General features: G+C 71.1%; 26 protein-coding genes. 17 read left to right on the top strand and 9 right to left on the bottom strand.

Translation table 11 applies throughout. The features are described 5' to 3' along the window. The first annotated feature begins 731 nt into the window (after nucleotides 1-731). Together BI06_RS31095 and BI06_RS31090 are read left to right on the top strand one after the other, a co-directional pair. Nucleotides 732-1,013, top strand: a complete 282-nt coding sequence (locus BI06_RS31095; protein ID WP_082558828.1) for a MerR family transcriptional regulator — start codon at nucleotides 732-734, stop codon at nucleotides 1,011-1,013. Nucleotides 1,014-2,166: 1,153 nt separating this feature from the next. Then, the gene (locus BI06_RS31090; RefSeq protein WP_030394356.1) at nucleotides 2,167-2,478 is read left to right on the top strand and encodes a hypothetical protein; all 312 of its coding nucleotides are present in this window, start codon (nucleotides 2,167-2,169) and stop codon (nucleotides 2,476-2,478) included. Between the two features lie 1,628 nt (nucleotides 2,479-4,106). Here BI06_RS31090 and BI06_RS31080 read toward each other — a convergent pair. Both BI06_RS31080 and BI06_RS31075 read right to left on the bottom strand, forming a co-directional pair. Beyond that, nucleotides 4,107-4,337: a hypothetical protein gene (locus BI06_RS31080; RefSeq protein WP_030394354.1), complete on the bottom strand. Its 231-nt coding sequence runs from the start codon at nucleotides 4,335-4,337 to the stop codon at nucleotides 4,107-4,109. Nucleotides 4,338-4,527: 190 nt separating this feature from the next. Beyond that, complete coding sequence (locus BI06_RS31075; RefSeq protein ID WP_043473780.1) at nucleotides 4,528-5,214, bottom strand: hypothetical protein; 687 nt, start codon at nucleotides 5,212-5,214, stop codon at nucleotides 4,528-4,530. Between the two features lie 109 nt (nucleotides 5,215-5,323). Here BI06_RS31075 and BI06_RS31070 point away from each other — a divergent pair, with 109 nt between their 5' ends. The 6 genes from BI06_RS31070 to BI06_RS31045 all read left to right on the top strand — a co-directional run bounded on the left by BI06_RS31070 (nucleotide 5,324) and on the right by BI06_RS31045 (nucleotide 8,793). Further along, a complete protein-coding gene (locus BI06_RS31070) occupies nucleotides 5,324-5,758 on the top strand; it encodes an Hsp20/alpha crystallin family protein (RefSeq protein WP_030394352.1) in 435 nt (144 codons plus the stop codon). Between the two features lie 126 nt (nucleotides 5,759-5,884). Further along, complete coding sequence (locus BI06_RS31065) at nucleotides 5,885-6,181, top strand: STAS domain-containing protein (RefSeq protein ID WP_030394351.1); 297 nt, start codon at nucleotides 5,885-5,887, stop codon at nucleotides 6,179-6,181. A gap of 44 nt (nucleotides 6,182-6,225) precedes the next feature. Next, nucleotides 6,226-6,630, top strand: coding sequence for a DUF2267 domain-containing protein (locus BI06_RS31060; RefSeq protein WP_030394350.1), 405 nt, complete (start codon nucleotides 6,226-6,228; stop codon nucleotides 6,628-6,630). 61 nt (nucleotides 6,631-6,691) lie between these two features. Then, nucleotides 6,692-7,093, top strand: a complete 402-nt coding sequence (locus BI06_RS31055; protein ID WP_030394349.1) for a DUF2267 domain-containing protein — start codon at nucleotides 6,692-6,694, stop codon at nucleotides 7,091-7,093. Nucleotides 7,094-7,214: 121 nt separating this feature from the next. Beyond that, the gene (locus BI06_RS31050) at nucleotides 7,215-8,258 is read left to right on the top strand and encodes a TerD family protein (RefSeq protein ID WP_051742301.1); all 1,044 of its coding nucleotides are present in this window, start codon (nucleotides 7,215-7,217) and stop codon (nucleotides 8,256-8,258) included. A 115-nt stretch (nucleotides 8,259-8,373) separates the two neighbouring features. Continuing rightward, nucleotides 8,374-8,793 carry a hypothetical protein gene (locus BI06_RS31045; protein WP_233290360.1) on the top strand — a complete coding sequence of 140 codons (420 nt, stop codon included), beginning with the start codon at nucleotides 8,374-8,376 and terminating at the stop codon, nucleotides 8,791-8,793. Nucleotides 8,794-8,955: 162 nt separating this feature from the next. Here BI06_RS31045 and BI06_RS31040 read toward each other — a convergent pair whose 3' ends face one another. Continuing rightward, complete coding sequence (locus tag BI06_RS31040; protein WP_233290359.1) at nucleotides 8,956-10,533, bottom strand: PP2C family protein-serine/threonine phosphatase; 1,578 nt, start codon at nucleotides 10,531-10,533, stop codon at nucleotides 8,956-8,958. 34 nt (nucleotides 10,534-10,567) lie between these two features. Further along, the gene (locus BI06_RS31035) at nucleotides 10,568-10,765 is read right to left on the bottom strand and encodes a hypothetical protein (RefSeq protein WP_149030533.1); all 198 of its coding nucleotides are present in this window, start codon (nucleotides 10,763-10,765) and stop codon (nucleotides 10,568-10,570) included. Between the two features lie 871 nt (nucleotides 10,766-11,636). On the opposite strand from BI06_RS31035, the gene BI06_RS31030 reads away from it, so the two are divergent. Continuing rightward, nucleotides 11,637-12,659 (top strand): RICIN domain-containing protein, encoded by a 1,023-nt coding sequence (locus BI06_RS31030; protein ID WP_043473777.1) that lies wholly within the window; start codon nucleotides 11,637-11,639, stop codon nucleotides 12,657-12,659. Between the two features lie 232 nt (nucleotides 12,660-12,891). On the opposite strand, the gene BI06_RS31025 is transcribed toward BI06_RS31030, so the two are convergent. After that, a complete protein-coding gene (locus BI06_RS31025) occupies nucleotides 12,892-13,308 on the bottom strand; it encodes a hypothetical protein (protein WP_233290358.1) in 417 nt (138 codons plus the stop codon). 346 nt (nucleotides 13,309-13,654) lie between these two features. On the opposite strand from BI06_RS31025, the gene BI06_RS31020 reads away from it, so the two are divergent. The 4 genes from BI06_RS31020 to BI06_RS52580 all read left to right on the top strand — a co-directional run bounded on the left by BI06_RS31020 (nucleotide 13,655) and on the right by BI06_RS52580 (nucleotide 18,556). Beyond that, nucleotides 13,655-13,963 (top strand): hypothetical protein, encoded by a 309-nt coding sequence (locus tag BI06_RS31020; RefSeq protein WP_149030532.1) that lies wholly within the window; start codon nucleotides 13,655-13,657, stop codon nucleotides 13,961-13,963. A 1,222-nt stretch (nucleotides 13,964-15,185) separates the two neighbouring features. Next, entirely contained in the window at nucleotides 15,186-15,476 is a 291-nt protein-coding gene (locus BI06_RS31015; protein ID WP_030394341.1) for a hypothetical protein, read from the top strand. An 858-nt stretch (nucleotides 15,477-16,334) separates the two neighbouring features. Then, nucleotides 16,335-17,570, top strand: coding sequence for a hypothetical protein (locus BI06_RS31010; RefSeq protein ID WP_051742299.1), 1,236 nt, complete (start codon nucleotides 16,335-16,337; stop codon nucleotides 17,568-17,570). Between the two features lie 134 nt (nucleotides 17,571-17,704). Continuing rightward, complete coding sequence (locus tag BI06_RS52580; RefSeq protein WP_199523380.1) at nucleotides 17,705-18,556, top strand: hypothetical protein; 852 nt, start codon at nucleotides 17,705-17,707, stop codon at nucleotides 18,554-18,556. Nucleotides 18,557-18,612: 56 nt separating this feature from the next. Here BI06_RS52580 and BI06_RS54815 read toward each other — a convergent pair whose 3' ends face one another. After that, the gene (locus tag BI06_RS54815) at nucleotides 18,613-18,747 is read right to left on the bottom strand and encodes a hypothetical protein (RefSeq protein WP_255360271.1); all 135 of its coding nucleotides are present in this window, start codon (nucleotides 18,745-18,747) and stop codon (nucleotides 18,613-18,615) included. 185 nt (nucleotides 18,748-18,932) lie between these two features. Between BI06_RS54815 and BI06_RS30995 the strand changes: the two genes are divergently transcribed. Beyond that, on the top strand, nucleotides 18,933-19,553 hold the full coding sequence (locus BI06_RS30995) for a hypothetical protein (protein WP_043473771.1): 621 nt from the start codon (nucleotides 18,933-18,935) through the stop codon (nucleotides 19,551-19,553). A gap of 208 nt (nucleotides 19,554-19,761) precedes the next feature. After that, nucleotides 19,762-20,034, top strand: coding sequence for a hypothetical protein (locus BI06_RS30985; RefSeq protein ID WP_043473766.1), 273 nt, complete (start codon nucleotides 19,762-19,764; stop codon nucleotides 20,032-20,034). Nucleotides 20,035-20,343: 309 nt separating this feature from the next. On the opposite strand, the gene BI06_RS30980 is transcribed toward BI06_RS30985, so the two are convergent. Together BI06_RS30980 and BI06_RS49775 are read right to left on the bottom strand one after the other, a co-directional pair. Further along, entirely contained in the window at nucleotides 20,344-21,939 is a 1,596-nt protein-coding gene (locus tag BI06_RS30980; RefSeq protein WP_082558799.1) for an alpha/beta hydrolase, read from the bottom strand. 183 nt (nucleotides 21,940-22,122) lie between these two features. Continuing rightward, entirely contained in the window at nucleotides 22,123-22,368 is a 246-nt protein-coding gene (locus tag BI06_RS49775; protein ID WP_149030530.1) for a hypothetical protein, read from the bottom strand. Here BI06_RS49775 and BI06_RS30975 point away from each other — a divergent pair. Continuing rightward, nucleotides 22,367-22,966, top strand: a complete 600-nt coding sequence (locus BI06_RS30975; protein ID WP_149030529.1) for a hypothetical protein — start codon at nucleotides 22,367-22,369, stop codon at nucleotides 22,964-22,966. The two genes, BI06_RS49775 and BI06_RS30975, sit on opposite strands and share 2 nt — an antisense overlap. Before the next feature lie 45 nt (nucleotides 22,967-23,011). Here the strand turns inward: BI06_RS30975 and BI06_RS30970 are convergent, their stop codons facing one another. Further along, nucleotides 23,012-24,763: an FAD-dependent oxidoreductase gene (locus BI06_RS30970; protein ID WP_051742295.1), complete on the bottom strand. Its 1,752-nt coding sequence runs from the start codon at nucleotides 24,761-24,763 to the stop codon at nucleotides 23,012-23,014. Nucleotides 24,764-25,087: 324 nt separating this feature from the next. On the opposite strand from BI06_RS30970, the gene BI06_RS30965 reads away from it, so the two are divergent. Then, on the top strand, nucleotides 25,088-25,540 hold the full coding sequence (locus BI06_RS30965; RefSeq protein WP_149030528.1) for a hypothetical protein: 453 nt from the start codon (nucleotides 25,088-25,090) through the stop codon (nucleotides 25,538-25,540). The last annotated feature ends 21 nt before the right edge of the window (nucleotides 25,541-25,561 follow it).

Raw genomic sequence — 25,561 nt, 5'->3', positions numbered from 1 at the left:
TCGCAGGTCGGCGCGGTTGTGGGGTTCCGAAGCCAGGGTTGGTGCAGTACGGCGACAGGACCGGCTACCGGGCCGGGCGGCCCGCAGTGATCAGGGGCCGCCACCAGCGGTACCGCAGTGAACGCAGGTGCAGTCGAGTCGCAGTCACCAGTGGATGAAGTACGCAGGGCCTCAGCAAAGGCGCCGGACTGCGGGCGCGCGTGCTGGGGAAGTCCGGGCAGTGGGGTTCCGAGCCGAGAAGGTCGAGCAGGACGGGCGACGGGGCTGGCTGCCGGACCGGACAGTGGGCCTGGACGGCCACCACGGCAGGACAAGCAGTAGGCAGCACCGGCAAGTGGCAGTACAGCAGTACGAGCAGTTCGCAGGTTGTCAGATGACGCAGAGGAAGAACGGAGGGCGCTGGCGCCATCAGGATCGCCCGGCCCGTGAGATGAGCCTCGTCCGGGCGGACACCGCAGACCCCTCAAGGTACGAAGGACGGTGGTTTCCGGTCACGCATACGCGATCCCCGCAACCCTCCTCCCCCGAGGAGTTGCGGACACAAGGACCGGCCCTGGGCCGGTAGATGGTGAAGTTTCCCTTCGGGGCCCCGGAGCCGCAACGGCGCCGGGGCCCCTCCACGCGTTCCCGAACAGGAAACAGGAAGAGGTGCAGTGACCACGACCACCGACCGGCCGGACACCCCCGATACCGTCAGCTCCTTCGACGACGACGACTACCCCGCCTACACCATGGGCCGGGCGGCCGCGATGACCGGCACCACCGCCGGCTTCCTGCGCGCCCTCGGCGACCAGGGACTCATCACCCCACTGCGCTCCGACGGCGGCCACCGCCGCTTCTCCCGCTACCAACTGCGGATCGCCATGCGCGCCCGCGACCTCGTCGACCAGGGCACGCCCATCGACGCCGCCTGCCGCATCATCATCCTCGAGGACCAACTCGAAGAAGCCCTGCGCATCAACGAACAACTCCGCCGCACCGGCAACCACCCGCAGACCGCCGCCGACGACTAGGGTCCGTGTTCGGTTGTGACCGATTTGCGTGGTTCGCTCGCGTGGGCAGATCGTGGTCCGGTGGGCCGTGTTGCGTGACGCGAGCGCGACTGTCGGATGCCGAGCGGGGTTCGTCGGGCCGTACTTGCCGATCGGCGAGTACGGCCCGCACCCCGGGGCGGCTGCGGCAGCAGTTCGAGGGTGCGGGCCGGTGCTTCGGGACGAGCGCGCAGTGGCCGGGGTCTGCCCCGACCGGTACGCCGGCCGCGCTCGGCAGGAAGCCGGGCCCGGGCCCATGCGCAGAACCACTCGCCCCGGCCGGCCTGCAACGCCACCTCGTGTTCGTGGCCACGCTCGAGGGTCTGCGCGACCGACTCGGGTGGGATAAGGCCGGACAGGGGCCTGGCCCGACGATCAAGATCAGCAGCGCCCACGGCGCCGCACCTGGGACCCCACCACCGACAGGCGGCCTGGAACCGGCCCACCGTACGGCTGGCACGGCGTACCGCTTGCCCCTGGCTCCCTGAGATGTTCAGGACAGTCCTACCCTGTTCTGGCTGTTCAGCGGATGCGGCGGTGAGTCGGGCCAGGGGTGGGGCAGGAACACCCTGGCGGCTACCGTCCCAAGGTGGCGCCGTCGATCGCGGAGAGCAGCCGGGCGCAGATGGCGGTGGCCGCTTCCCGGGTCGCCGGGTCAGGGTCCTTGAGCCGGGGGTGATCAGTTCGGCGGCCGCGGCGAGTACCGGGGCCGGCACAGTCGCCTCGTGCGGGTGGGGGAGCTGAGGGCGGCGCGCTCGCCCGGGGGTGGCGCGGGTTCGGGCGTCGGGGACCAGGGAGGTGAGGCCCCGGGGCAGGGGATGAGTGCTGGTCACTTCCGGGAGGGGCCCGAGGGGCGTCGTGAGCGGCGGTTCACTCTTGGCGTGCGGGGCCGTGTTACGGAACCTGCGGGAGTCACCGACTTCTTCTGCAGGCTCTGACCTGCTGTTCTTCATGACGGCGGCGGTCCGCTTGTGTTCGGGCCGGTGTTTCTCTAAATTCGCGTCCGGTCCGGATGCCCGTGTGTCCGGTTGTCGGCCCGCCGGTGACGGCGGGCTTTTTGCTGTCGCCGAAGAGGCCCCCGACGCATCTGCGTCGGGGGCCTCTTCGGCGTTCTGGGACGAAAGGACGCAACGCTGTGTCGTACTCGGTTCTGCTGATCATTCCGGTGGTGGTGACCGCTGCGGTGGTGGTCGTGGCCCTCCTCGTCCACGGGCGCATCGCGGGCCAGGTGGTCCGCCGGGCCCGTCCGGCGGACCTTCCAAAGATCCTGGAGACCAGTTCCGCCATGCTGGTCGCGTCGCAGCGTGCGTCCCGGGCGCAGCAGCCCCAGCCCCAGCCCGGTCTTCCCGGGTCCGGCGGCGCGGACCCGGCGCTCGCCGGGGGCGGTGACACGGTGTCCGGGGGAGCGGCGGCGGACGGCGGGACCGGGCAGGAGGAGCAGCGGTGAGGCACAGGCGCTACGGGCCCGACCACGACCCGGTGGGGCGGTACGTCGGCGAGGACGTTCTGGGGCGGGCGCTGCGCAGGCACCTCGCGCCCGCCGAACGGACGATCCTCCTGCACTACCTCGGCCAGGCGCCCCCCGAGCAGTTGGCCCGGCGCCACGGGCTGTCGGTGGACCGGCTCACGACGCTGATCAGCCACCTGCTGGAGCGGCTGCGGACCAGTGAGCTGGCGCCCCTGCTGAGGACGGAGTTGCACGGCGCCGGCCCCAGGTTCTCGCCAGAGGTGTGGCGGGCCGTCAAGGACGTCGTTCCTGTCCACCGGTGCGCGCTGGCGGGGTGCACGGCGCCGCCGTTCGTCCAGAAGGCGGTGGGACACCCCCGGCTGTACTGCAGCTCCTCCTGCCGGCAGGCCGCCTACCGCCGGCGCAGGAACGCCCCTCCTCCACCGGTGCCGCGGCCCGCGGAACAGGATAAGAAGCCGCCGAGGTACTACCACCGTGCCCGTGTGCCCGAGCCCGTCGAGTTCCCCGCTCCCCGTCCGCGGCCCCTCACCGTCGGGGAGTGGTGGGCCGCGAAGGGGCTCCCAGTCGTCCACGTGCCCTTCGGGATCCTGCCCAGCGGCCGCAGGCCATCCGGCCCACCCCTCGCCGTGCCGCCCCGACCGGCCCCGTCCGACCCCCACCCCGGGTTCGGCCCGTCCCGGCCCCTCCCGCTCTTCGGCTCCCGTCGACACATCCGCCCTCTCGGTGAGCGCCGGCCGGCTCCTCCACCCGGGGTGCCCCGGCCGGAACGAGAAGACGCATCGAGCCGATCGGGACAAGGCACCTATGCCGGGCTCGCCCGGCAGCTGAGGGCGCGGGCCGCCGCCAACCCGTCGCTCACGACGCTGCGCCTCGCGGCGGTCCCTGCCGGATCGGACACTCCCGCGAAGGCGCCCGCGGTCTCCGCCCGACACATTCGTGCACGCTGCGTGTCGACACCTGTCCTTCACCACCCACCGGCCGGCCTCACGCACTGGCAGGTCCGACATGTCCGCCCCCGACGCCGTCCGCGAGCACCCCGCCGGTAACCCTCACAGGGGCCCGGCTCCGCGCGGGTGGGTGAATCCGGTGGGCCCGGGCCTGGTTACGGCGTCTCGGCGGACAACAGGCCGGCGGCGACCAGCGGGGCTTCGAGGCGGTGCGCGGCGGCCGCGCAGAGCGCGTCCGCCATCGGCAGGTCGAGGCCTGCGTCGGCGGCCCGGGCGGTGAGGTCCAGGGCGTGGCGGTGTCGGATGCGCGGCGGACCCCGAGGAGGGCGAGTTCGGCCAGCAGGTGATCGCGCGTTCGTGGAGGCCGGCGCGGGCGAGGACGGTGACGAGTTCGCCGGCGGCCGCTTCCGGCAGCGCCGCGTGGTCCAGCCACATGTTCGCCCGGGAGTCGGGGCCGACGCAGATCCACGTGAGGACGGCGCTCGCGGTCGGCGAGGACCGGCGTCCCGAGCAGGGCACCTGGGGAAGGTGAGGAGTGACCGTATCGGCGTGTTCTGTGACAGGGCGGTTTGCGGCTGGGCAACCGGACCCCGGTTGCCAGAGCTGTCCCGTCCTGGTGGGGGCCGGGGTCTGCGGTGCGGTGAGTGGCCTGGGGCGGTGTCAGGTGGCCCGGGTGCGTTCGCACACGGTGGCCCGGATCGGTCGGGCGGGTCGCAGGGACAGCGCGGCGTGTGGTGGGACTCCTGGCGTGACGGCTTCGAAGCGGAATCGCTGGGCGACGGTGGCCAGCACCAGGACGGCTTCTGCCATCGCGAACCGGCTCGCGCTGCCGCGGCCCGTGAGCGGGCGCAGGGTGAAGAAGTCGCCGTCGCACCCGGGCTCCGTGAACACCGTGGCCTGTGTCGCGGTGCGGTTGCGCGGGGAGTACGCGGGCTCGCTGGCGGCGGGGTCGGCGACCTCGGGAAGGGTGATGCACTCACGGCTCGGGGGCGAGCAGGACGCGGAGGGGCGGCTGTCCGTCCTGGCTGACGTAGGTGTACTGGAATCGCGGAGGTCCTGCCGGCGACTTTCGGCGGCGGGGTCAGGCGCGGCGTCGGTCGCTGTCGTCGCGGAGCTGGGTGGTGTGGTGGGTGAGGGTGTCGAGGCGGGCGGCGAGGTCGTCGTGGCCGGTGCCGAGGTGGGGGCGGACGGCGGTGAGGGGCTCGATGAGGTCGGCGGGGTCGGTGGCGGCGAGGGCGGTCGTCAGGGCGGCCTGGGCGGGGCGGGCGTCGGGGGCGAGTGCGGCCGTGGTGATCCGGGCGGCGAGGACCCGCAGTTCGGCGGCGTTCTCGCGGGCCCAGACGGTGACCGATCGGTCGGCGGCCCGCCGGTCGCGGACGGCCTTGACCCGTTCGGCGCCGGTACCGGACGGCGAAGCGGCGGCGGCGGGCTTGAGGCGCAGGTAGCGGTTCTCGGCGGCCTGGCGGCTGGCGACGCCCATGGGGTGGGCGAGGTCGGCCCAGGTGGCGCCGGCCTCCCGGGCGGTCTCCACCAGGCCGGCTTCCCAGCCGGCGAGGCGGCCGCGCAACTCGCGCAGCAGGACGAGTGCGGCCAGGGCCTGATCGGGGCCTTCCCGCGTGTCGGAGGCGGCCGGGGGCCGGGACACGGGGTTCTGGGCGGTGCGGACGGCGTCATCGATGGCGGCCAGTGCCGCCGCGGCCGCCAGGAAGGAGACGGGCTCGACCGGCGGGGAGGCGTCGGGGGCGGCTCTGCGGGACTTCTCGCTCATACAGTCACTCTACAGGCGACACTCCATCTTGTCATCGGATGGATGACGCGCTAGAAAGGAGTCAGGTGAAGCGCACTGGCTCCCACTCGATCCATGGAGGTGTTTCGCAATGCTGCTGCGCACTGACCCGTTCCGCGAACTGGACCGGCTGACCCAGCAGTTCCTCAGCACGTCCGGCACCTGGTCGCGTCCGACACCGATGCCGTTGGACGCCTACCGGGCCGGCGACGAGTACGTGATCTGCTTCGACCTGCCGGGGGTGGACCCGGAGGCGATCGACATCGACGTCGAGCGGAACATGGTGACCGTCAAGGCCGAGCGCCGCCCGCGCCAGGAGGGCGAGGGCATCAAGTGGGAGCTGTCCGAGCGCCCTCTCGGCGTGTTCTCCCGCCAGGTGATGCTCTCCGACACCCTTGACCCCGCCGGAATCACCGCCGACTACGACGCCGGCGTGCTGACCCTGAAGATCCCGGTCGCCGAGAAGGCCAAGCCGCGCAAGATCGAGATCAGCCACCGCGGAAGCCGCAAGCAGATCCAGGCCTGACCCGTTCCCCGATGCGTCCCGGCCGCCCCCGATCTCCCCCCCCGATCGAATGAGGCGGCCGGAACACCCCTCGACCGCCGGTCCGGCCCACGTGGACCGGCCTACCCGCAGCGACGCGCAAACGCCATGAACGGCCAGAACAGCAACCAGCCCTTCATCGTGCGAGCCCACGGCGAGATCGACCTCGACGCCGCACCCTCGCTGCACCGTGCTCTGGCCACCGCCCTCGAGTCGCACCGGGAGGTGGTCCTGGACCTGTCGGAGGTGACGTTCATGGACTGCGCGGGCCTGGACGCCCTGGTCCGGGCCCAGGGCCGGGCCGACCGGTGCGGCGCCCGCCTGGTCCTGCACGGGGCCGGCCGCTGCGTAGTGCGGCTGCTCGAGCTGACCGGTCTGCACCGGCGCCTGGCTGTCGAGCCCTGAGATCACCCGGGCGCACCGGGCCTCGGAACGGAGGGAGAACTGCGATGACGCTTCGATGGGAGGCGTTCCTGGAAGAGGTCCGGGAGCGCGGTGAGTACGACAGCCTGCACGAGGCCGAGCGGGCCGCCCGGGTGGTTCTCGCCCTGCTCGGCGCCCACCTGGTCGGCGACGTGCGGGCGGAACTGGCCGCCCGACTGCCCGAGACCATGTCCCTGATCCTGCTCAACCCGCTGCAGGCCGCCGCGCCCCTCAATGCCGAGCGGTTCGTGCGCGCGACCGCGGCCTGGATCGAGGGCGCCACCGACGCCACGGCCCTGTGGGACGTCGGCGCCGTCCTGTCCACAGTGGCCGACGCCGCCGGCGACGACCTCATGGACCAGGTCCTGCTCCAGCTGCCGCCCGGCTACGACCTGCTGTTCGGCCGCCCGACCGCAGGGACGCGCCCCTGACCCCGCCCCCCCGCACGCCGCCGGCCCACCCATCGGCCGGCTCCTGGAAGGCTCCACGGTCATGACCCCCTACCGCCACCTCCTCCAGCAGGTCCGCAACCTCGGTCGCTACCCCACCGACGAGGAAGCCGAACGCGCCCTCGACGCCGTCCTGGCCGTCCTCGGATCCCAGCTCACCGGCGACGAACGCTGCGACCTCGCCGCAGCCCTGCCCGAACGGGCCCGCGCCGTCCTCGCCGCCCAGATCCCCCTCCCCACGCCCGTCACCGCCCCCGCCTTCGTCGAAACCCTCGCCCACACCCTGAACACCAGCCTCACCGCCGCCCGCTGGGACGCCTCCTCCGTCCTGACCGCCCTCACCACCCACACCGGCGACCACCTCACCGACCGCCTCCTCACCCACCTGCCCCGCGGCTACGCCCTGCTGTTCGGCCGCGCCGACCTGTTGGCCGCAGCGGCCTGAAACAGCGGGCCCGACCCGCCGGCGCGGGAGCGCTCCGCGCCGCCCGGCCCGGGCGGGCCAGGGCTTCGGGGCCAGTGACGGACTGTCAGCCAGAAGTGGTCACTCCGGTCCGCGGCGTCCGTTGTCCCAGCCGTTCTCGCACCCGCACGGCGCGCTCGACGAACCGCGCGCGGAGCGTCTCCTGCCCGCCGAGCGCCTCGGCTCGCCGTTCTCCACCACCACTGCGCCGCCGGCCTCGCGGGACGGGGCCGTCGGCGGACGCAGTCGGCTGGGCCACGGTACGCTGCGCCTGTTCGTCCACTGGACGGAGTCGGACATCTCGGGTCGGACCGACCTGGACCTGGCCGCGGCGATGTTCGAAGCCGACTGGAACCACATCGGCACCTGCCACTACACCCGCCTGCGCTTCGCCGAGGAAGCGGCGGTCCACTCCGGGGACCTGACCGGCGCCCCGGCCCCGGACGGCGCGAGCGAGTTCGCCGACCTCGACCTGGACCGGCTGGCCGCCGCCGGCGTGCGCTACGTCGTCGCCGTCGTCCTCAGCTACAACAACGTGCCCTTCGACCGGCTCGCGGAGGCGTTCGCCGGTGTCATGGTCCGCGACGAGGCCGGCACCACCGGCCCCGTCTTCGACCCGCGCCAGGTCGAGCAGCGCTACGACCTGACCAGCCCGGCCAAGGCCAGCATCCCCATGGTCCTGGACGTCGCAGGCCGGACCCTGCGCTGGCTCGACGTCGTCCAGGGCGGGAGCGGCACCCACCACGCCGTCCACCGGCACACCGACGCCCTGGCCGCGCTCGGCCGGCACCTGACCGACCACTTCGCCTCCGGCGCCCGCGTGGGCCTGGGCGAGGTTGCCCTCTGGCATGCCGCCGCCCGCAGCCGCACCGTGGCGGTGCGCCACCTCGACGGCACCGCCGACGGCTACCGGCGCCGCGCGGGCGAGGACATCCCCGCGTTCGCCGCCCGGATCGGCACCCCGGACACCGACCCGGACACCGGCCCCGTGGACCTGACGGGCGCGCAGCCGGCGTTCCTGCTGCGCGGCGACCTCGCCCTGCCCGCCGGGGCCCAGGCGTACGCGCTGCACCGGGCGGCCCTGGACGCGGGCACGGTCCGGCTGCTGGCCGCCTCCGAGCTGGTCGCGTCGCTTGCCCCGCAGTAGACGCGCGGGCCGAGGGCACCCCGCGCACCGACACCCGCGTGCGGACCGCCATCAACGACCGGTGACCACCACCAGGAGTGTCGTGCGGTACAGGCCGCCGCGTACCCTCGGATGCGTGCCTCGCCATTCGAAGAAGCCTCGCCGACTGGTCACCGACGAGGACGTGTACGTGTGGACGATGCGCCACAGCCACCGAAGGGACGATGACGGCCGGTCCGTGGACTGCCGCCAGGTCCTCACCCTGTCCCCGCAGACGGCCGGCGCCGGCGGCCCGCTGAGAATCGTCTTTGCCGACGGGCCCGGCCGGTACATCCCGGGCGGGGCGCCGTTCGGCTCCGGGGACGTGGGCTTCGCCCAGAGGGCAGGGGCAGAGCTGAACCTGCACGAACCAGGTGCCGTCCGGGCTCTGCTCGACGTGGCGCTGGCCCGCGGGTGGCGACCGGGGGAGCGACGAGCAGTGGAGGTCGACGGCTGGCTGCTGCTGGGGGCGGCGGCCGCCGCCCGAGCTGGGGAGGCCGAGGCCGGGAGCCGGTAACAGGTGGTCCGGCAGGCGGCTGTGCCCGGCGAGGGAACACCGGTGTCGACCTGCGCCTGGTGGCGCCCGGTGAACAGGTCCCGCGACTGCCGCAGACCAGTGGGACCGGCACCGTCTTCAAGACCGCGGCACCGGAACCCACCCCCTGACGCGCGGGACCGGTCACCGGGCCAGGTGCAGGACGCAGATGTCGTCGCGGCGCTCCTGGGGCGTGACCAAGGCGGGGACCAGGCCGTCCAGGGCCCGGGGTGCCGCGAGGTCGGTGGCTTCGACGGTGGCGGCGAGGCGCTTCATGCCCCGGTCGATGGACTCCCCGGGCCGCTCGATCAGACCATCGGTGTAGAGCAGCAGGTGGTCGCCGGGGAGCAGGTCGACGGTGGCCGCCTCGAAGCGGGGGGTGTGGACGGCGCCCAGCAGCATGCCCGGAGGGGTGGGCAGGGCGCGGGCTCGGCCGTCGCGCACCAGCAGCGGCGGGGGGTGTCCGGCGCGGACCCAGGTCAGGCGGGCGGTGGCGGGCTCGTAGACGGCCATGATCATGGTGGCGGTGTGGAGGTGCTGACCGGAGGTGTGCAGGAGCAGGGTGTTGAGGTTGGCGAGGATCTCGGGCAGTGGGGTGCCTGTGATGGCCATGCCCTTGGCGGTGAAGCGCAGTTGGGCCATGGTGGCCACCGAGTCGAGGCCGTGGCCGGCGACGTCGCCGACCACGAGGAGGGCGTTGCCGTTGGGCAGTTCGACGGCGCTGTACCAGTCCCCGCCGAGCCTGAGCCCCTCCTGGACGGGAAGGTAGGCGACGTCGACAGCCAGCCCGGCCAGGGTCAGCTCCTGCTGCGGGGCTGGGAGCAGGGTCTCCTGGAGGCGGGCCGCGAGGTCGCGCTCGGCCGCCAGCTGGCCTTGCTGGACGAGGGCACTGCGCTTCTGGTGAAGGATCTGTCGCTCGGCCGCCTTGGCCGCGCTGAGGTCCTGGAAGAGTCCATGGACTCGGACGGGCCGGCCCGCCGCATCGTTCTCCGTCTCGGCGATGATGCGCACATGGCGCACCTGCTGACCGGGCACGCGGATGCGGAAGGTCCGGTCCACCGGCTCACCGGCCTTCAGCAGGCCCCGCACCGCCTGCTCCATCACCGGACGATCGTCACCCTCGGCGTGGGTGGCGAGCTCCTCCAGCGGCACGGGGCCTCGAGCGGGGTCCCGGCCGAAGATCGCGTACACCTCTTCGGACCAGACGATGCGGCCCCTCACCAGATCGCGGTCCACCCACCCCATCCGGCCCAGACTCTGCATCAGCGCCAGACGGTGCTGCTCGCGCTCGCTGATGTCCAGCCGGGTGAAGGAGACGACCAGCCCGCCCAGGCACCGCGCCACGCGGACCTGGTAGCGGGAGCGGTGCGGGATGCCGGCCGTGTTCTCCTCGTAGTCGACCTCCCCCTCGTAGGAGTCCGCGCCGGCCAGCACGTCGAGGTAGGCGCGCCACAGGTCGGTGGTCCCGATGCCCGGATAGGCGGCGACAACGCTCAGCCCGAGCAGTTCCGGGCCTCGGCGCCCGGCGATGTCGACCGCCCGGGGGGAGGCGGCCTCCAGCAGGAAGTCCACCACCGGTCCGTGTGGGGCGTGCCGGGGCCGCAGGAAGAGCACCGAGCCGGGCAGGGCCGCCAGTACCTCCCGGACCAGCCCCGCCTCCGGGTCTTCCCCGGGTGGAGGGCAGTGGTCGAGCTGGGCCGCGGCGGGCCTGTGGTCCATCATGCTCCGAGCATGTCACGGCGGCTGCTCCCCGAGTTCACCCGGACCCGGCGTCCATGATGCGAAGTACCGAGTCGTCCGCGGCGGCGCCCAAGTCCAGGGCGAGCGGGCCTCCCGCGTGGCACGTGGCGTTGGCCAGCAGTTCCGCCACCACCATCACCACGTCCGCCTCCGCCGGAGGCGGCAGCTCGGGGAACCAGTCCTGAAGGGCTTGGCGCGTGAACGCTACGCCCACCCGGCTTTTCGCCCGCTGGCCCTGAGGGAACGTCAGGCGGCGGTGGGCCCCGGGATCGGCTGTAGCGGGACCGGCACTCACGTTCTGCACCCCCAAGTGCGGGTTCGTCTCCTGCCCCGGCACACCTGGCGAACGCTGCCGGGCATAATTCTTCGGAGCGGCCACCCCGACCGGATTGGTCCGGCCTGACGACGAGCGTGGCCAAGGTTGGTGACGGCGGGGGTCGGGGCGAGCACGGCTCCACGTGAAGGTCGGTGGTTCTCCACACACTCGGTGATGTCTCACCAGAGCTTGGGGCTGGCCATGGCATGGGCGTTGCCGGAGCGGATGCCGGCCGCAGCGGTGAACGGTCCTGAGCTGCTGGTGGTGCACCTACGAAACCTGAAGCCCCGACGAGACGGCACAGGACGAACTCCTGGACGCTCTCGACCGGTCGCTCCTGGGCGGTCAGGTAGGCGGAGAGCCGGACCTTCAGGTCCGCGGAGACGACGCTTCCGAACGCTGACCTCAGCGCGCCGCGAGCTCCTCAAGAGCTGCCCTTCAGCGGGAACCTGGCCCCGCCGCTGGATGCGGAAGTAGTTCGTACATGTCTCCGAGACATGCCTCAGTCCGGAGAAGAACGGTGCCAGGGGCGTCGTGGTGGCCATCCGCGGTGGGGCAGTGGAAGCCCGTTGACCTCCCCGTAGGCTGAGCGGTGGCGTGGGGCCTGGTTACCTGGGGGGCAGCATCGTGGGCCTGCGCGAGCTGGTCATCGACGGCTGATCGTGGCACGACTGGCACGGTCGGTCACGGCCGCCCGTTCGCCGCGGCGCCGGGTATTGGCGCATTCGCGGATTGTCGACGGCCGTGCCCGGGACGAGGATGGTGCGGCATGGGAACACGCGATCCGTTGCCGCATGAGGCCGTCAGCGCCGCCGAGTTCGTCGACTGCTTGCGGCAACTCAAGGAACAGGCCAAGCTGACGTTGCGGCAGTTGGAGGCGAACGCCAGGCAGGGCGGGGACGTGCTGGCGCGCAGCACTGTGGCGGACATGCTGCGGCGGGACTCGCTCCCGCGCCCGGAAACGGTCCGTGCTTTCGTACGTGCCTGTGGACGGGGTGCGGCCGCCGCTGACTGGGTGGAGGCGAGGAACAGGCTGGCGCGCGCCGAGCCGCCTTCTTCGCCCGCCACCGTCGGCGAGTCGGCTTCCGCGAGCGGTGTTCTGCCGTCCGACGGGTTGGGGGAACCGCCCGTCGGACGGGCTGCCGCGGGCCGTGGCGTTCGGGGCGGTGTCCGTGCGGGCTGGGGGGTCATTGTGGCTGGCGTGGGCGTTGTTCTGCTGGTGGCGGGTGTGGTGGTGTGGGTGTTGGTGCCCGGGGGGCGGGGTGGCGGGGCGGACTCGTTGGGGGGTGGGGCCGGTGCCTCCTCGGTCCTCGTTCCGTTGCCGGGTCTTACCCGTATCCGGTCGGCTGTCGATCCGCGGTTGTGTGTGAGTGAGGGCCATGACCGTGAGGGTCGCTACCGCAGCGAGATCGCCGTCCAGCGTGACTGCGCCGGTGCCGCGCCGCCGGACGTGTCGCTGGTGCCCGTGGGCCGTGCCGGTTCCTTCTTCATCCAGTGGAGCCATCCCGTCCACGGCAACGGCTGTCTCACGGCGCTCGGTAGCGGACACGTCGTCGAGGGTCTGTTCGAGCCCTGGCCCTGGGAGAGTTGTTCGGCTGACCGCACCAGCCAGCATTTCTTCTTCGAACCTGTCGGCCGCTCCCCGGCGCAGGGATTCCGGATCCGTGTGGTGATCAATGGTATGTGTCTGGGGGCCAACGGCGGTGACGATCACGTGGAGGGTGCCGAGATCGCCCAGCAGCGGTGCACGGGGGCAGCCGGTCAGACGTTCCTGGTGGACACCGCCGGTTGACCGCTCCACGGCGGGAGCGGACTCCGGCCGCTGTCGCCCGCGTCGGCCGCGTCGGCCGACTGGGCCCGGGGCCGCCCGTACCCGGCGTCGCACGCGCCCGGCGCCACGAGGAGGTCACCGATCCCGGTGGGCGCTTAATCCGCAAGGAACCTGCGGTGAAGGCTGAGGCGGTCTACTCGTCGCCGTTGGAGTCGTTGGGCTTCAGTGGATACCAGCAGTCCGGGGTGGTCGGTCAGATGCGGGCCAGACTTGCCCGGGCGGCAGTCATGAAGGCGTTCTTGTGCTCTTCCAGGTGCTCGTTGACCTCGACGTCACCGATCTCCCGCCAGACCGCCTGGTTGAGTGCGCGTGCGTATGCGCGGGCCGGGCCCTCCAGGTCCGGGTCGCACAGCAGGGCGATTCCGCGATCAGCCGTCCAGAGCGTGGTCATCAGGGCTTGCGCCCCGGACATCCAGCCGTCCTCGTCGGCACCCCACGGTTGCGGGCGAGAGTAGGCGGCCGGCTCGGCGCGCTGGGCGCAGGCGAGGAACTCCTGGATCGCCTGTACCTGCTCGGCCCGGCGCGTCTGGGCGGTCGCCGCTGACCGTCGCCTCTCCTCGGTCCGATCCGCTGACCGCTGGGCGGCACGCTGAGTGAACGCCGTGCTCATCAGTGTGTGCATCTTCCCGTACCGGGCCGTCGGGTCCTTCCGGATCGGGCGTGTCCGGATCGGGCGTGTCCGGATCGGTGGGCCCGGCACTGTTGGGGTCTGCGGGGGCCGCGGGTGTTGCGGGGAGCGGGTTGTGATCGGCCGGCGGTTCGTTGTGACGAAGGGCGCCGGGCGGTGCCCGGGTCCGGTGCGGGGTCCGAGCGGGTCCCGGACACGGCCGGACAGGGCCCTGACCGGCCCGGACACTGCAATCGGTGTCCCGGACAGCGACGGGCATTGTCCGCGGTGGGGTCGTTCGTCCAGGCTGGCGTCCTGTTCGAGCTTCCGACGAACCGAAGGAGTGACCATGCGTTTGCGTGCAGCGGTGGCGGGACTGGGAATGGGAGCGGTGCTGGCGCTGGGGGGTGTGGCGGTGCCCGCCCAGGCCGTCGCCCGCGACGCGGTGCCCTCCGCTCTGGGGCCCTCGTGCAAGGCGGGCAAGAATCTCACCAACGGGTGGGGGCAGTGCACCACCAGCGGTTCCTACAAGTGGCGTGTCCGTGTCTACTGCACCCTCGGTGGGTCCGGGACGAGCAGCGTGGTGACCGGTGCGACCCGCACCAACGCCTACTGCGGCTGGGGCAACGTGGAGTCCGTGTCCATCGAGTTCCTCTGACACCTCTGGTCGCACCGATCGCCGGTGGTGGGCGATGATCGGGGGACGGTGATCGGTGACGGGCCGTTGCCCGTCGATGGCCCCGCAGGGCGTGATCGGCCTCGGCCCGCACCGGGAGCGGACCCCGCGCTAACCCGGGACGGTTGATGCCGGGACCGCTCGTCGCAGCCCCCGCCCGACCCGGGCGGGGGCTGTTTCGTGCGGTGGCGGGCAGGGCTTCATGGCCCGGGCGGATCCTGTCCACCCGGCGCGCTGTGGTCCGGTTGCCGATGGTGGTACGTAGTCGGCTGGGCAAGGGTGAGGGTTGCTGTCCGGGTGCGCGGTTCTTGCCGGCTCTTTGGAGGGGCGGGGCGGCGGGGCAGCGGTTGCGCGGTGGGTGAGGTGGCGGTCGGCGGGTGCGGTGCCGGGCCGGTGTCACCGGGCGGTGGAGCTGTCTTCGCGGGGAGCGCGGCCTCTGCGGGGCCGGTCGGGTCGGTGTTTGACGTTGTGTGGGCGCGGGCGCGGGGGTGTCGGTGCTGCGGGGGAGGGGTTTCCCGGCACGGGTGGTGGTGTTGTTCCTGGGTCCGGAGGGCAGGAAATTTTGCGGCTGATCGGGCGTCATGAGGCCTGCCCGCCGAGGGGCGTGCCGTAGATCTTCCTGTGGGCCGACGGCACGGTGGGTGGGAAGGCCCTGACGTTCCGGTGGCGGTACGCGGTCGGCGAGGGCCCTGCGGGTGCCGGTCCCGCCGGCCGGGCTGCTGGTGCACGGCGGCCTCGCGCACGGCGCGTTCGCCGAGGTCGTCGGCACAGGCCGCCTGCTCCTCGCGCCGGCCGCCGGCCGAGCGAGCGCCGGTTTCCGTGCACGGAGTACCGTCGTCGGCCTGGAGGGTCTCGGTCTTGCCGCGGCCGCAGGCTGCGGGGCCGTCCTGTGCCGGGTCGGGAAGGGTCCGGTCTGCTGGGGGAGGAAGCGGGGCGGTCGTTGGGTGCACTGTTCGGACGCGGCCGGTTCTGCCGCGGGCTCCGGCCGGTTGGGCGTGCGGATCGTCCTGGGGCGTCGGGCCCGTTGCTGGTCGCTCCCGTGGGGGCGCCCTGCCCGGGGATGGCTGGCGCGGTGGGCCCGCTGTGGTGGCTCGTTGCGGACCCTGTCGCGGGCCCTTCGATGCGCTTCGGGCAACTTCGTTGTGGTGGTACATGGTTGGTGGTTTTTCGGTTTTGGTCGCGTGATTGCGGCTACACGTCGGTCATGAATGGCAGATATCGAGGGGCGGGTACGGCCCGCGCGGTCATGGTCCTCGCCGACGTCGTCGCGGGCGTCCTGGGCCTGTGGATCGTCCTGTACCTGCTGGACGCGAATCCTTCCAACGATCTGGCGCGGTGGGTCCGTGGTGCGGCCGACTGGTTGTCCGCATGGGCCCGCGACCTGTTCACGCCTTCCCAGGGATGGCTGCGGACCCTGCTCAACTACGGTATTCCCGCCGTGGTCTACCTGTTCCTGGGTCACCTCGCGGCCAGGTGGCTGCGTCGCGGGCACTGATCCGGGGGAGCGCCGGAGTGCTCGTTCCCGGGCCCGGGCAGGAGGGGCGGGGCCGCTCCGGTGATGGCGCACCTGCGGTCGGCCGCCACCGGACGGACGCGCCCTGGCGTCCTCGTGCCGTGCTGTCGGCGGGCGGCCCTGGCGCCGCCCGCGCCACTGGCCCGGCCGCCTTCGGTGGCGGCTTCCCTCCTCGCGACCAAGGCGGGCGGTTCGCGGCCGAGCTCGTTCAGCACCGTACGGGGCAAGGGGACCGGCCGGCGGGCGCGCCGGGGCCTGCCGGTGTCGTTCAGGTGTGCGTGGCCAGGTCCGGTCGGCTTTGATCACTGACATCACGCACCGCCTTTCGGTTGCGGGAAATCCGGCAGAGGTGTGAGCAGAGAGCTCCGGTCGTCGCGCTGGCAGCGGAGCAGGTGGTTGCCGAACCGGTCCTCGACCGCGGTGGTGGCGGCGATGCCGAAGGCGATGTCGGGCCGAGCGACGGCTCGTCCCTGACCAGGGGCGCGATGGCGGCGCGGCGGTCGAACTGCTCGTGGACGGCGTCGGCCAACACGTGGTCGCGGTAGAAAAGGGTGCCGGCCGGCCAGTGTGGCGCCGAGCCGCGCTGCGCACCGGGCGGCCGCCGGCTGCGGACCGCCGGTCCGCAGCCAGCGGCCTGCCTGTCCTGGTGCGGTCCACGGTCACCGCTTCGGCCCTGGCGCAGTGGACGGCGGCGTGGCGTTGTTCGATCACACACAGGCCTTTCTGGGGGCGGCCTCGCGGTGCCGGGCGCGCCCTCGTTCGGGGGAATCGGCCGATCAACGGTCCGGATCGTGCTCCTGTGGAGGCCATTCCCGCAAGCGCCTCGCACCGGAGGACCCGTTGCCACATCCCCGTACCACCCCCTCTGCCCGCCGCACGCTCGCCGTCGCGGTCGCCGTCGCCTCGGCTACCTGCGCGCTCGCCGCGCCCAGCGCCCACTCGCGCGGCACCGAACCCGCCCGGGGCCACCGCGCCGCGACGACCATCATCGAGAACCGGCTGCCCTTCACGACCCGGTTCCAGGGCGAATTCCACGGCTCCGTCACCCACATCGGCAACGCCCTGATGACGTGCGACGAGACCAAGCCGCCCGTCGACCCCACCCAGCCTCCCTGCGAGCAGGCCCGCACCGGCGCCGGCACCCGACCGATCAACAACAACTACCAGATGAAGTACGTCAACATCGACCCCGGCTCCATCGGCCCGCTCGGCGACCCGATCTACTCCGCCAGCTCCGCCGACCTCAGCCTCCCCCCGGGCGCGACCGTCAAGTACGCCCGCCTCTACTGGGGCGGAACCCGCGGCATCGGCGACACCGTCCTGCCCGAGGACCGCATCGACGAGATCTACCTCAAGTTCCCCGGCGACGGCGACTACACCAACATCGCCAACCAGCAGCCGTCCATCGGCTACATCACCACCGACGAGGAGAGCAGCTACCAGGCCTCCGCCGACATCACCGACCTCGTCCGCAGCCACGGCACCGGCACCTACACCGGCGCGAACATGGACTCCGTGGTCAAGCCCCACAGCTGGGGCGGCTGGTCCATCGCCATCGCCTACGAGGACCCCTGCGCACCGCTGCGCCACGTCCACCTCTGGGACGGCTTCCAGCCCGAACTGCCCAACAGCCCCGCCCTGTCCGGCACCCTCAACGGCATCCGCACACCCGCCACCGGCCCGGTCACCGGCCACCTCGGCTGGGTCGTCTACGACGGCGACCACAAGTGGACCGGTGACACCCTGGACGTGAAGTCCACCAACGGCCCGCTCACCCGGTTCACCGACGCCGACCACCCGGCGGACGACGCCTTCAACTCCACCGTCGGCGCCCCCGGATCCAGCGGAACCTTCCCCCGCAACCCCGCCCCGCGCAACAACTTCGGCTACGACACCAACCGCTGGAACGTCTCCCCGTTCCTGCGCAACGGCGACACCTCCATCACCGTCACCGTCAACACCCAGGGCGACGGCTACGACCTGGGCGTCTTCTACGCCGACATCGACCTCGACGAATCCGTGTTCGCCGCCAACACCGGCACGCCGGCCGCCTCCGCCTGGAACGAGGCGAAGTGACCACCCCGTAGAGGGGTGACCGAACGTGCCGCGGGTCGTCACCTCGGAGGGCAGCGACCCGCGGCACCTGCCCTTCTCCATGCCGGCACCCCCGCCACCGCGCACGCCGACGGCGGGTCTGTCCACTCTGACGCCTGAGCGCCGACGCCCACTGGCACGCCTACCGCCTCGCCGGCCTGCTGCCCAGAACCGAGGCCGCCGACGCGCCGGACAGCGCGGCGCCGGCCCTGCTCCAGCTGATGGGGGCATTCCCCGCCGCGGTCGCGTACGTCGTCAACCGCCGCCTCGAAGTGCTGGCGGCCAACACCCTGGCCGATGCCCTGCTCTCGCCACTCGCGGACCGCCGCCAGGTCCTGCGTTCGCTCTTCCTGGACCCGGCGGCCCGCGCGCTCTACACGGATTGGCGCGGCGTCGCGCAGTGCGCGGTCGAAGCACTGCGGCTGGCCGCCGGCCACCACCCCGACGATCCCCGGATGGCCGCCACGGTCGCAGAACTGCGCAGTGTCAGCGAGGAGTTCGAGCAGATGTGGCGCAGTCAGGGTGTGAGGTCCCTCGGCCTGCGGCCCAAGACCTTCGACCACCCGGCTGTGGGTACGCCCTGCACCCCTGCCACACCTGCCACGGCCCCCTCGGTGGCACTCACGACGCCGAGCACGAACTCGACGAACGGGCCGGCCCGGACCGCCTGGAATGCCCGCCCTGCGACCGCCGGCGCCGCACCGACAAGCGCCGGCCCCTCAGCCTGGACCTGCCCACCGCCCGAGCCCTGCGCCGCGCCGAGAAGCACGGCCCGCCCGAGGACGATCCCTGGTGGGTCGTGCGCCTCCTCCACGCCGAACGCTGGCCGAAGCAGGCCAGAAGCACCGGAGAAACCCCCTGCAGCATTACCCAGATTCCGCACGGCCGGTCAGTTCCAGACAGGAATTGAAACGGCAAGTCCGCCGCATGTGCGTTCTTCGCTGATGCAATGGATCCAAGAACGTTGAATTTCGCAAAACGAGGCGGGCGCCTGGATGAACCGGCGCCCGCCTTATCAATTCGTTCAGAAGGTGGATTTGACAAGCCACACGAGGAGCCCGGCAAGGACCGATCCAGTGCCGTAGGCGATGCCCCGGACGCCGCTGAAGAGGGCAGTGCGCGCGAGATTGCGGGCGGTGCTCAGACGCTTCTTGCTCATTGGCTAATCTCCTTCGCGGATTCGATGACGCGAAGAATCTTCCCCCAATGCCAGTATTACAGAGACGCGCTGAACCAATGGAAGCGAACAGGTCCGACGCACTGTCAGATCGGCCTAGTATGGGACAGCGTTGAACGGCCTTGAACGCCGTTGAACGGGGGACTCGATGCCGAGAGGGGCCGAAGATGGGCGTGGCGGGACAGCTGAGCCGGCCGGACCTGCCGCCGGGAGCGCACCGAACGCTCAACGAAGCCCTTCACCAGCTGCACTCCTACGCGCGGTACCCATCGGTGGGATCGATCGCCACTGACATGAAGAAGAGCTCGAAGAGCGTCCCCGCACCGCACAGGGCGCCAGTGCCCTCGCGAACCACCATCTACAACCTCTTCTGCAGCACCCGCCGACAGAACTGGGACTTCACCCACGACGTTGCCGTCCACCTCGCCGGCCGAGTGCGATGGGTGACACCCGAGCAGGTGCACAGCGTCAGCATCATCATCGACAGGCTCTGCAGACTGGCCCGCGAGGAAACCGGCCCGAGGACCGATCCGCAGCCCGCGGATACCACCCCCGCATCCGACGGATCAGCGATGACGGTCTTCGTCCCGGCCCAACCACGGGCTCGTACTCGAACACCGCTCGCGCTTCCGGAAGCGAAGGACGCTCTCCACTGGTGGACGGACGAGCTGTCCCTGCCGAGGGAGCAGGATCTCGAACCGGCATTCGTGAAGGCGGTGAGCAGCAACCGGGAACTGCTGAGCATGGCGCTCAGAGCCGTGGGTGCGACCATCGAACCCCAGTCGTAGCACCCGCAGCAGACCACCTCGACGCCGCCCATCCGGCTATCCGCGCTCCCGCACGAGGTTCGGCAGCACCAGGAGTGTTGCTCGGGCTTCGCGGGCGCCCTCCAGGGTGTGAGAGCTATGCGGGATCGCGAGGGAGCAGAACACCCGAGCCACCGCGAGCGCGAGGACTGCCACGCCGGACCGGACCGCGAACATCCACATCACCTGGGTGGGCCGCGACCTGACCGTCACCGAGGTCTGGCACACCGACCGGTGCCCCACCCGCATGGAGCGGATCCTGCTGGTGGCCGGCGCGGAGAGGGCCGACGCGCTGGACGAGCTGGGCGCCCGGAACCGCTCCTACCGCCGCCTGCTCGCCTACCCCGCAGCCGGCGGCACCCTGCACGGCCCGGCCAACCGCACCGGCCTCGGCGACACCCGGCCTTCCGGCCCGGGACCTGGCTGCGGAAGCAGGCGATCGCCCGCACCGACGGGAAGCTGACTGAGCGGCAGACAGCGCTCCTGGACGTCCTCCACCGGCACGAGGCCGAGACCGGCTGACCCCTCCCGTACCGCGACCCGCACACCCGCTGTCCCGGGCCTGCCCGGGCCGGGACAGCCGTCCGTGTCTCGTTCCCGACTATCGGGGGTATCGCGCGATGACCGATACCACTTGCCCCACCCCGGACCCCGCCGCGTCCGATCGGTTGGAGCTGGCCCCGTACAACGGCCGGCCCGCTCCCGCCGACCGTGACCTGGGCCGCCCGGTCCTGGACCCCCGCCGGTACGCGGCCCGGTGTGGCTGTGCTGGTCAGGGTGTGAAGGGCTGAGCTGGGTCGGTGCAGGTGGTGTCCGGGTCGGGGGCGGTGGTGGTGAGGAGGTAGGTGGTGATGTGCCCGGCGGCGCAGGCACTCTCGTCCGGGGAGATGGAACCGTGCCCGAAGGCGTCGACGGTGAGCAGCCGTGTGGAGGGGCCGAGTTCACGGGCTGCGTTCTGGGCGTAGGAGTACGGGGTGGCGGGGTCGTGGAGGGCGTTCACCAGGAGAATCGGTGTGCTCCCGGTGTAGGTGTTCCAGGGGCCGCGGTAGACGTCGTCGTCCGGGGCTGGTGTGTAGGGCCAGGTCGAGCACTGGTTGAGGCCGTTGAAGACCTGCGGGCGGCCGAAGGTGGGGGCGTCCTTCTCCCAGGTGTCGGCCAGGCCGGCGAGGCCGTTCACGTCGCGGGGGTAGGGCATGTCGCTGCAGTTGACCGCCGGGTTGGCGTTGTTCCCGGTGAACGGGGTGCCGGCGGTGCGCGGGCGGGCGGAGCCTGCACCGCTCTCCGGGGGCAGTGCGTCGTGGAGGGCCTGCCAGCGTTTGGCCAGTGCGGAGTAGGTGGCGGGGTCGGGGAGGCTGCCGTAGAGGTCGTTGACGAATGAGTTGAGCGTCACGCTCGTGCCGTCGGCGGTCGTGACCGCCGAGTCGGCGTGGGCGCGCAGGTGGTCGCGGATCGCGTCGAACTTGGCCCGCGGGTTCCCGTCTGCGAACGGGCAGGCCGGCACGCCGGCCTGCTTGCAGCGCTGGAGCACCGAGTCGAGCACGTCCTCGTAGTTGAGCGCGCGGTCGTGTTCGTAGCGGGTCCCGTCGGAGGAGCGCAGGGCCGGGTCGGTGTTGCCGGTGTTCACGATCGCGCGGACCTTGTCCGGGAACATGTTCGCGTAGGTGTCGCCGAGGAACGTCCCGTAGGAGACGCCGAAGTAGGTCAACTTCTCGTCGCCGACCGCCTGTCTCAGCAGATCCAGGTCCCGCGCCACGACGGCCGTGGACATGTGGCCTAGCAACGGTCCGGCGTTGTCGCGGCACAGGTCACCCTGGGCGCGCAGGGCGTCGGTCTCGTCGGCGAGTTGCTGCGGGGTGACCGGGTCGCGCATGAGCATGGCGTCGACCGTGTCGAACTGCTGCTGGGAGGTGTAGCAGCGCAACGGCATGCTGCGTCCGACCCCGCGCGGGTCGAACGCGACCACGTCGAAGCGTTCCAGGACCGCGGGCGAGAAGAAGTACTCCGCGACGACGGGCGCGCCCCAGCCCGCAGTGCCGGGGCCGCCGAAGTTCGTGAGGATCGATCCGATCCGCTTACCCGGGTCTTTGGCGCTGCGCTTCATCAGGGCCAGCGGCACCGTGCTGCCTTCGGGATGCGCGTGGTCCAGCGGGACGGCGTAGGTCGCGCAGCGCATCAGGGCCGGGTCGACGTCCTTCGGCAGGCCTGTCAGGGAGTCCTGTGGGCAGTCCTCCCACGTTACTGGCGGGACCTGCCGCCCCTGTGCCGGTGCGGCTGCCGCGCTGCCCGGGCACCCGGCCCAGAGTGCCAGCGCGGTGAGTGCCACGGTGAGGCGCCGCAGCGGCTGCCGTGTGTCGACGTGAGACGCCATGCCGATTCCCTCCGACTGTTCTGCCCCGTGCTTCCGGTGCTTGAGCGCCGTCGAGTCCTACCCTCACGCCGCCGTGTACGCGACGTGCCCGCTGACAGTTCCACTGGATGGATGTGCGCGGCCGGCCGGTGGGCGGGGCGGCGTTGGGTGCCGGTTCTCCGGGTGGCTGTGCGCCGCTCGGACTCACCGGCCCGCGTTCGACGGCACCGTGGCCGCCGATGGACCGGCCGGCTCGCACAAGTGGTCGAGCAGGTTGATGCTGTGGCAAGAAGACCACGATCGGCTTCGCTCCTGGCTGTATGGCCGGACCGGGGCCGTGCGGTCGCCGGGCGTTCTGGAGGTGCCTGCGGGCCGGTCGGTCAGTGCCCGGAGCCGATCGGGCAGAAGGCCGATTGTGGAGCCGGTCATGAAACGGGTGAGGATCTTCATGCGAAAGCGCGTTGTCGCTTCTCTCGGAGCGTTCGTCCTGGTCGGCGGGGTGGCGACTGCCCGGGCCGCAGGGGTGCATGTGGCCCTTGATGGTGGCACGGTCACCTGTCATGTCAGTCCTGAGCAGTGGAAGGCTCTTTCCGACCTGGGGGTCGGGTTTCGTGCCATGGCACCCGGCGTGCAGCTCATGGACCGAGCGGAGCCGGGAACGACGCTCACCGACCCGGGCGGTCGGCTGGATGTCACCGGCCGTGGTCGGGTCACCTTTCGCGGCGGGTTCCGGCTCGAGACGGCAACGGGTGCCTTCGTCGAGGTGACCGAGCCTCGAACCTCGTTGCCGACGGCCGACCCCGAGTTCCAAGTGAGGAGCAGCTTCGATCCAGTGGGTACGCGCATGGACATTCTTGAATACGCTGTCGATCTCACTGCGCTCCATCTGTCCCTGCTGGATCAGACTCTGGGAATCGATGAGACCGGCATCGTGGTGAATCCCGCGTTCGCGGCGGTTTTGACCCGTGCTTTCGGAGACGGCGCGAGTGTGACGGGCATGAGGTTCGCTGTCTGCTCCGCTGGCCTGACTCTCACCCCCACTCTGTAGGGCAGGACTGCTCGGAGCGCATCGCTGGCCTGGTCCGCCGAGGATTCATCCTTCGTGGCGTGGGCCGACGCCTGTCTCCAGTGCTGGGCTGTGGTCCCGGGCGGTGGTTTCGGGCGTGAGGCGGTCAGGGTCGTAGAGGTTCGGAAGACCACGGTCGAATCGCTCGCGGTCGGCGTCCTTGAGGTGCTCGAACTCCGGGGGCCGGTGGAGCACGCCCAGGGTACAGCGGGGCAGGGTGGATCCGTCGGCGTCCAGGAGGGCGTTGACGGCCTGTCGAGCCGCAGCGTTGGCGCCTTCCATGGTGCTGACGTTGATGTCGGTACGGATCCAGTCGCCGGCCAGGAACAGGTTGCGCAGGGCGGTCCTGGAGTCGGGACGGTCGCGCCAGGAGCCCGGGTGTTGGACGAACAGGGGGCTGGCATTCGCCACGGCGGGGGTTCCCGCCGCGGTGATGGCCGGGTCGAGGAACCACGAATGGAGCATGGCATCGGTCAGCACCTCCTTCCCATGGCTGTTGAGGTGGGCCTTGATCTGTTCCCAGGCCTCGCGGGCGATCTCCGCGGGCGTGCATTCTCGCGCGGGCCTCCGGTTGAACATGCCGGGTGCCGACCAGTCGGAGATGATCGTCGACAGGCATTCCCGGACCGTGCCGTCGTGGTAGTCGGTGAAGGGGCGCTGCCAGAACTGGGCCTGGCTGACTGAGGTGATTGCCCACGGCGAGTCCACATAGTTGACATGGCCGCGAATAACGGGCAGCTCGTTCCTGAGGTAGAACATGAGTCCGTTCATCCACTCGGTGCGAAGGCGTGCGCAGTCGGCCAGGCCGGGGTCGGCGGCCAGCAACGGCGCAGACAGGAGGAAGACGAACCGTTCGACGGGCAGGGCGGAGACGACGTGGTCCGCCTCGAACCTGTGGAGGGTTCCGGCCCGGTCGCGGACCCCTACCGAGGTGACGGCGTTGTTCGCCACGGCCAGGTCGGTGACGGTCCAGCCCACCCTCAGATCGACACCTAGCGTGCCCAGGTGGGCGACCCAGGGGTTGATGAGCTTCTCGCCGGTGCTTCCGTTCAGGACGCGGTCCACCGTCCCTCCCGGTTCGTTTCCCCGGCCGAGCGAGCTCCAGATCGTGGCCTCGAGGATCAGGCCGATGGAGTGGGTGCTGGCGTCCTTGGACTTCATGGCGGCCAGGTTGCGGACCATACCGTCGGCGAACCAGCGCCTGAACGGAACAGACATCCGTTCGGCCCGCAAGAAATCGTTCCAGGAGAGCAGGTCCCACTGACCCAGGCGGCGCTCGTCGCAGCTGGACCAGTAGGTAAAGTATTTGCGTGCGCCGTAGAAGGCCTCGCGGAACGGCACATGGGCCAAGGTGCTGGAGGCGAGGGTGATGAGGGCGATCACTTCCGCCGGCCCGAATGCGTGACTCTCGGGTGGCAGTAGAGAGCCGGTCCGGAACGTCACCACCGTGTCGGCCTGCCCGTTCGCACGGGCCCCCCGATAGGCAGCGGCCCTTACCAGGTTGTCCCAGGTGCCGCTGACGTTGCCGGCAAAGGGGACACGACGCATGGTGTCCGTCAGGTTCCGGTAGAACCCGGGGAAGAACCGGAACCCGTGCTCGCCCGGCAAGCCACTGCCGGGCACAGGGATACTTCGAGCCTTCCCACCCAGCTCGTGACACTCGAACACGGTGACGCTGTAGCCCCGTTCGGCAAGCTCCAACGCTGCCGACAGTCCGGCCACACCACCGCCCAGTACCGCAACCCGCTTGCCGACAGAAAAGATGTGCCCCGGCCTCACGATTCGCTCCTCCGGTCCCCGAGCCGACAGACTGCGGGAACCTTCTCGTTACTCGTACCGGCCGGGTCGTCGTCCTCGCCCGGCGCCACGGCCTGGGTGCGGAGGATGGGCCCCGACGGCCTGCCTGGCAGAGGTCTGATGGAGCTGGGTTGGCAGCGCGAGCCGTTCGCAAGCCTGTCACGCTCACCAGTCGAACTCGAGGCCGCTCTGCAACCGACCTTCCCCTTGTCCTTCACCTGATCGCATCCGTTCGACTTTCGCGAGTCGGGAGGGCGGAACAGGATGAGTGTAAATGGTCAGATCCGGGACATCGAGGAGACTCTTATGCGTGTAGTCCGTCGTCTGCTTGTAGGAGTCGTCGCTACATCGGCGCTCACCCTAAATGGCGCAGTTCCGTCCGATGCCGCGCCGGTAGCGAACACTTGTGGTGGCGCTCTCCAGGATTACATCGGAACTGGTGGCCTGGATGTGCCGTTCACTGGAACCGCGCATGCCAGCGACGACCGGCCCATGACGGTCGCCCCGCTGTTCCTCAACAGCAGCGAGGTGAAGGTGGAGATCAGCGCAGGCTCCAACGAGTCCCGTTATGCCATCGGACCTCTTCGCTTGCGCGTTGACCCCACGGGCCGTGGTCAGATCAGTTTCGACAGCTATGCAGGGGACGGCTGGAGTACAAACATTTCCTGTGCAGTCGGAACGCGGGTGACCGCCATTACCGGCAGGGTGTTCGTCGACGATCTCGATTCCTCTATCGACTTTACTGTTCGTCGCACCTGACCGCACGACCTGGAGAACGCT

Origin of the sequence: Kitasatospora sp. MBT66 (assembly GCF_000710405.2) — a bacterium.
GTDB classification, from domain to species: domain Bacteria; phylum Actinomycetota; class Actinomycetes; order Streptomycetales; family Streptomycetaceae; genus Kitasatospora; species Kitasatospora purpeofusca.
Note: the sequence above shows the minus strand (reverse complement) of the source record. Positions and strands in the feature narration are given on the sequence as shown.

What these genes read in the sequence shown, in the direction of transcription:
- BI06_RS30995 (WP_043473771.1), top strand. Translation starts at nt 18,933, where the DNA reads ATGGGCGTGGCGGGACAGCTGAGCCGGCCGGACCTGCCGCCGGGAGCG.
- BI06_RS54815 (WP_255360271.1), bottom strand. Translation starts at nt 18,747, where the DNA reads ATGAGCAAGAAGCGTCTGAGCACCGCCCGCAATCTCGCGCGCACTGCC.
- BI06_RS30965 (WP_149030528.1), top strand. Translation starts at nt 25,088, where the DNA reads ATGCGTGTAGTCCGTCGTCTGCTTGTAGGAGTCGTCGCTACATCGGCG.
- BI06_RS49775 (WP_149030530.1), bottom strand. Translation starts at nt 22,368, where the DNA reads ATGAAGATCCTCACCCGTTTCATGACCGGCTCCACAATCGGCCTTCTG.
- BI06_RS31065 (WP_030394351.1), top strand. Translation starts at nt 5,885, where the DNA reads ATGAACGGCCAGAACAGCAACCAGCCCTTCATCGTGCGAGCCCACGGC.
- BI06_RS31060 (WP_030394350.1), top strand. Translation starts at nt 6,226, where the DNA reads ATGACGCTTCGATGGGAGGCGTTCCTGGAAGAGGTCCGGGAGCGCGGT.
- BI06_RS31055 (WP_030394349.1), top strand. Translation starts at nt 6,692, where the DNA reads ATGACCCCCTACCGCCACCTCCTCCAGCAGGTCCGCAACCTCGGTCGC.
- BI06_RS31095 (WP_082558828.1), top strand. Translation starts at nt 732, where the DNA reads ATGGGCCGGGCGGCCGCGATGACCGGCACCACCGCCGGCTTCCTGCGC.
- BI06_RS31025 (WP_233290358.1), bottom strand. Translation starts at nt 13,308, where the DNA reads ATGAGCACGGCGTTCACTCAGCGTGCCGCCCAGCGGTCAGCGGATCGG.
- BI06_RS30980 (WP_082558799.1), bottom strand. Translation starts at nt 21,939, where the DNA reads ATGGCGTCTCACGTCGACACACGGCAGCCGCTGCGGCGCCTCACCGTG.
- BI06_RS31030 (WP_043473777.1), top strand. Translation starts at nt 11,637, where the DNA reads ATGGGAACACGCGATCCGTTGCCGCATGAGGCCGTCAGCGCCGCCGAG.
- BI06_RS31040 (WP_233290359.1), bottom strand. Translation starts at nt 10,533, where the DNA reads ATGATGGACCACAGGCCCGCCGCGGCCCAGCTCGACCACTGCCCTCCA.
- BI06_RS31070 (WP_030394352.1), top strand. Translation starts at nt 5,324, where the DNA reads ATGCTGCTGCGCACTGACCCGTTCCGCGAACTGGACCGGCTGACCCAG.
- BI06_RS30975 (WP_149030529.1), top strand. Translation starts at nt 22,367, where the DNA reads ATGCGAAAGCGCGTTGTCGCTTCTCTCGGAGCGTTCGTCCTGGTCGGC.
- BI06_RS31075 (WP_043473780.1), bottom strand. Translation starts at nt 5,214, where the DNA reads ATGAGCGAGAAGTCCCGCAGAGCCGCCCCCGACGCCTCCCCGCCGGTC.
- BI06_RS31020 (WP_149030532.1), top strand. Translation starts at nt 13,655, where the DNA reads ATGCGTTTGCGTGCAGCGGTGGCGGGACTGGGAATGGGAGCGGTGCTG.
- BI06_RS31015 (WP_030394341.1), top strand. Translation starts at nt 15,186, where the DNA reads ATGAATGGCAGATATCGAGGGGCGGGTACGGCCCGCGCGGTCATGGTC.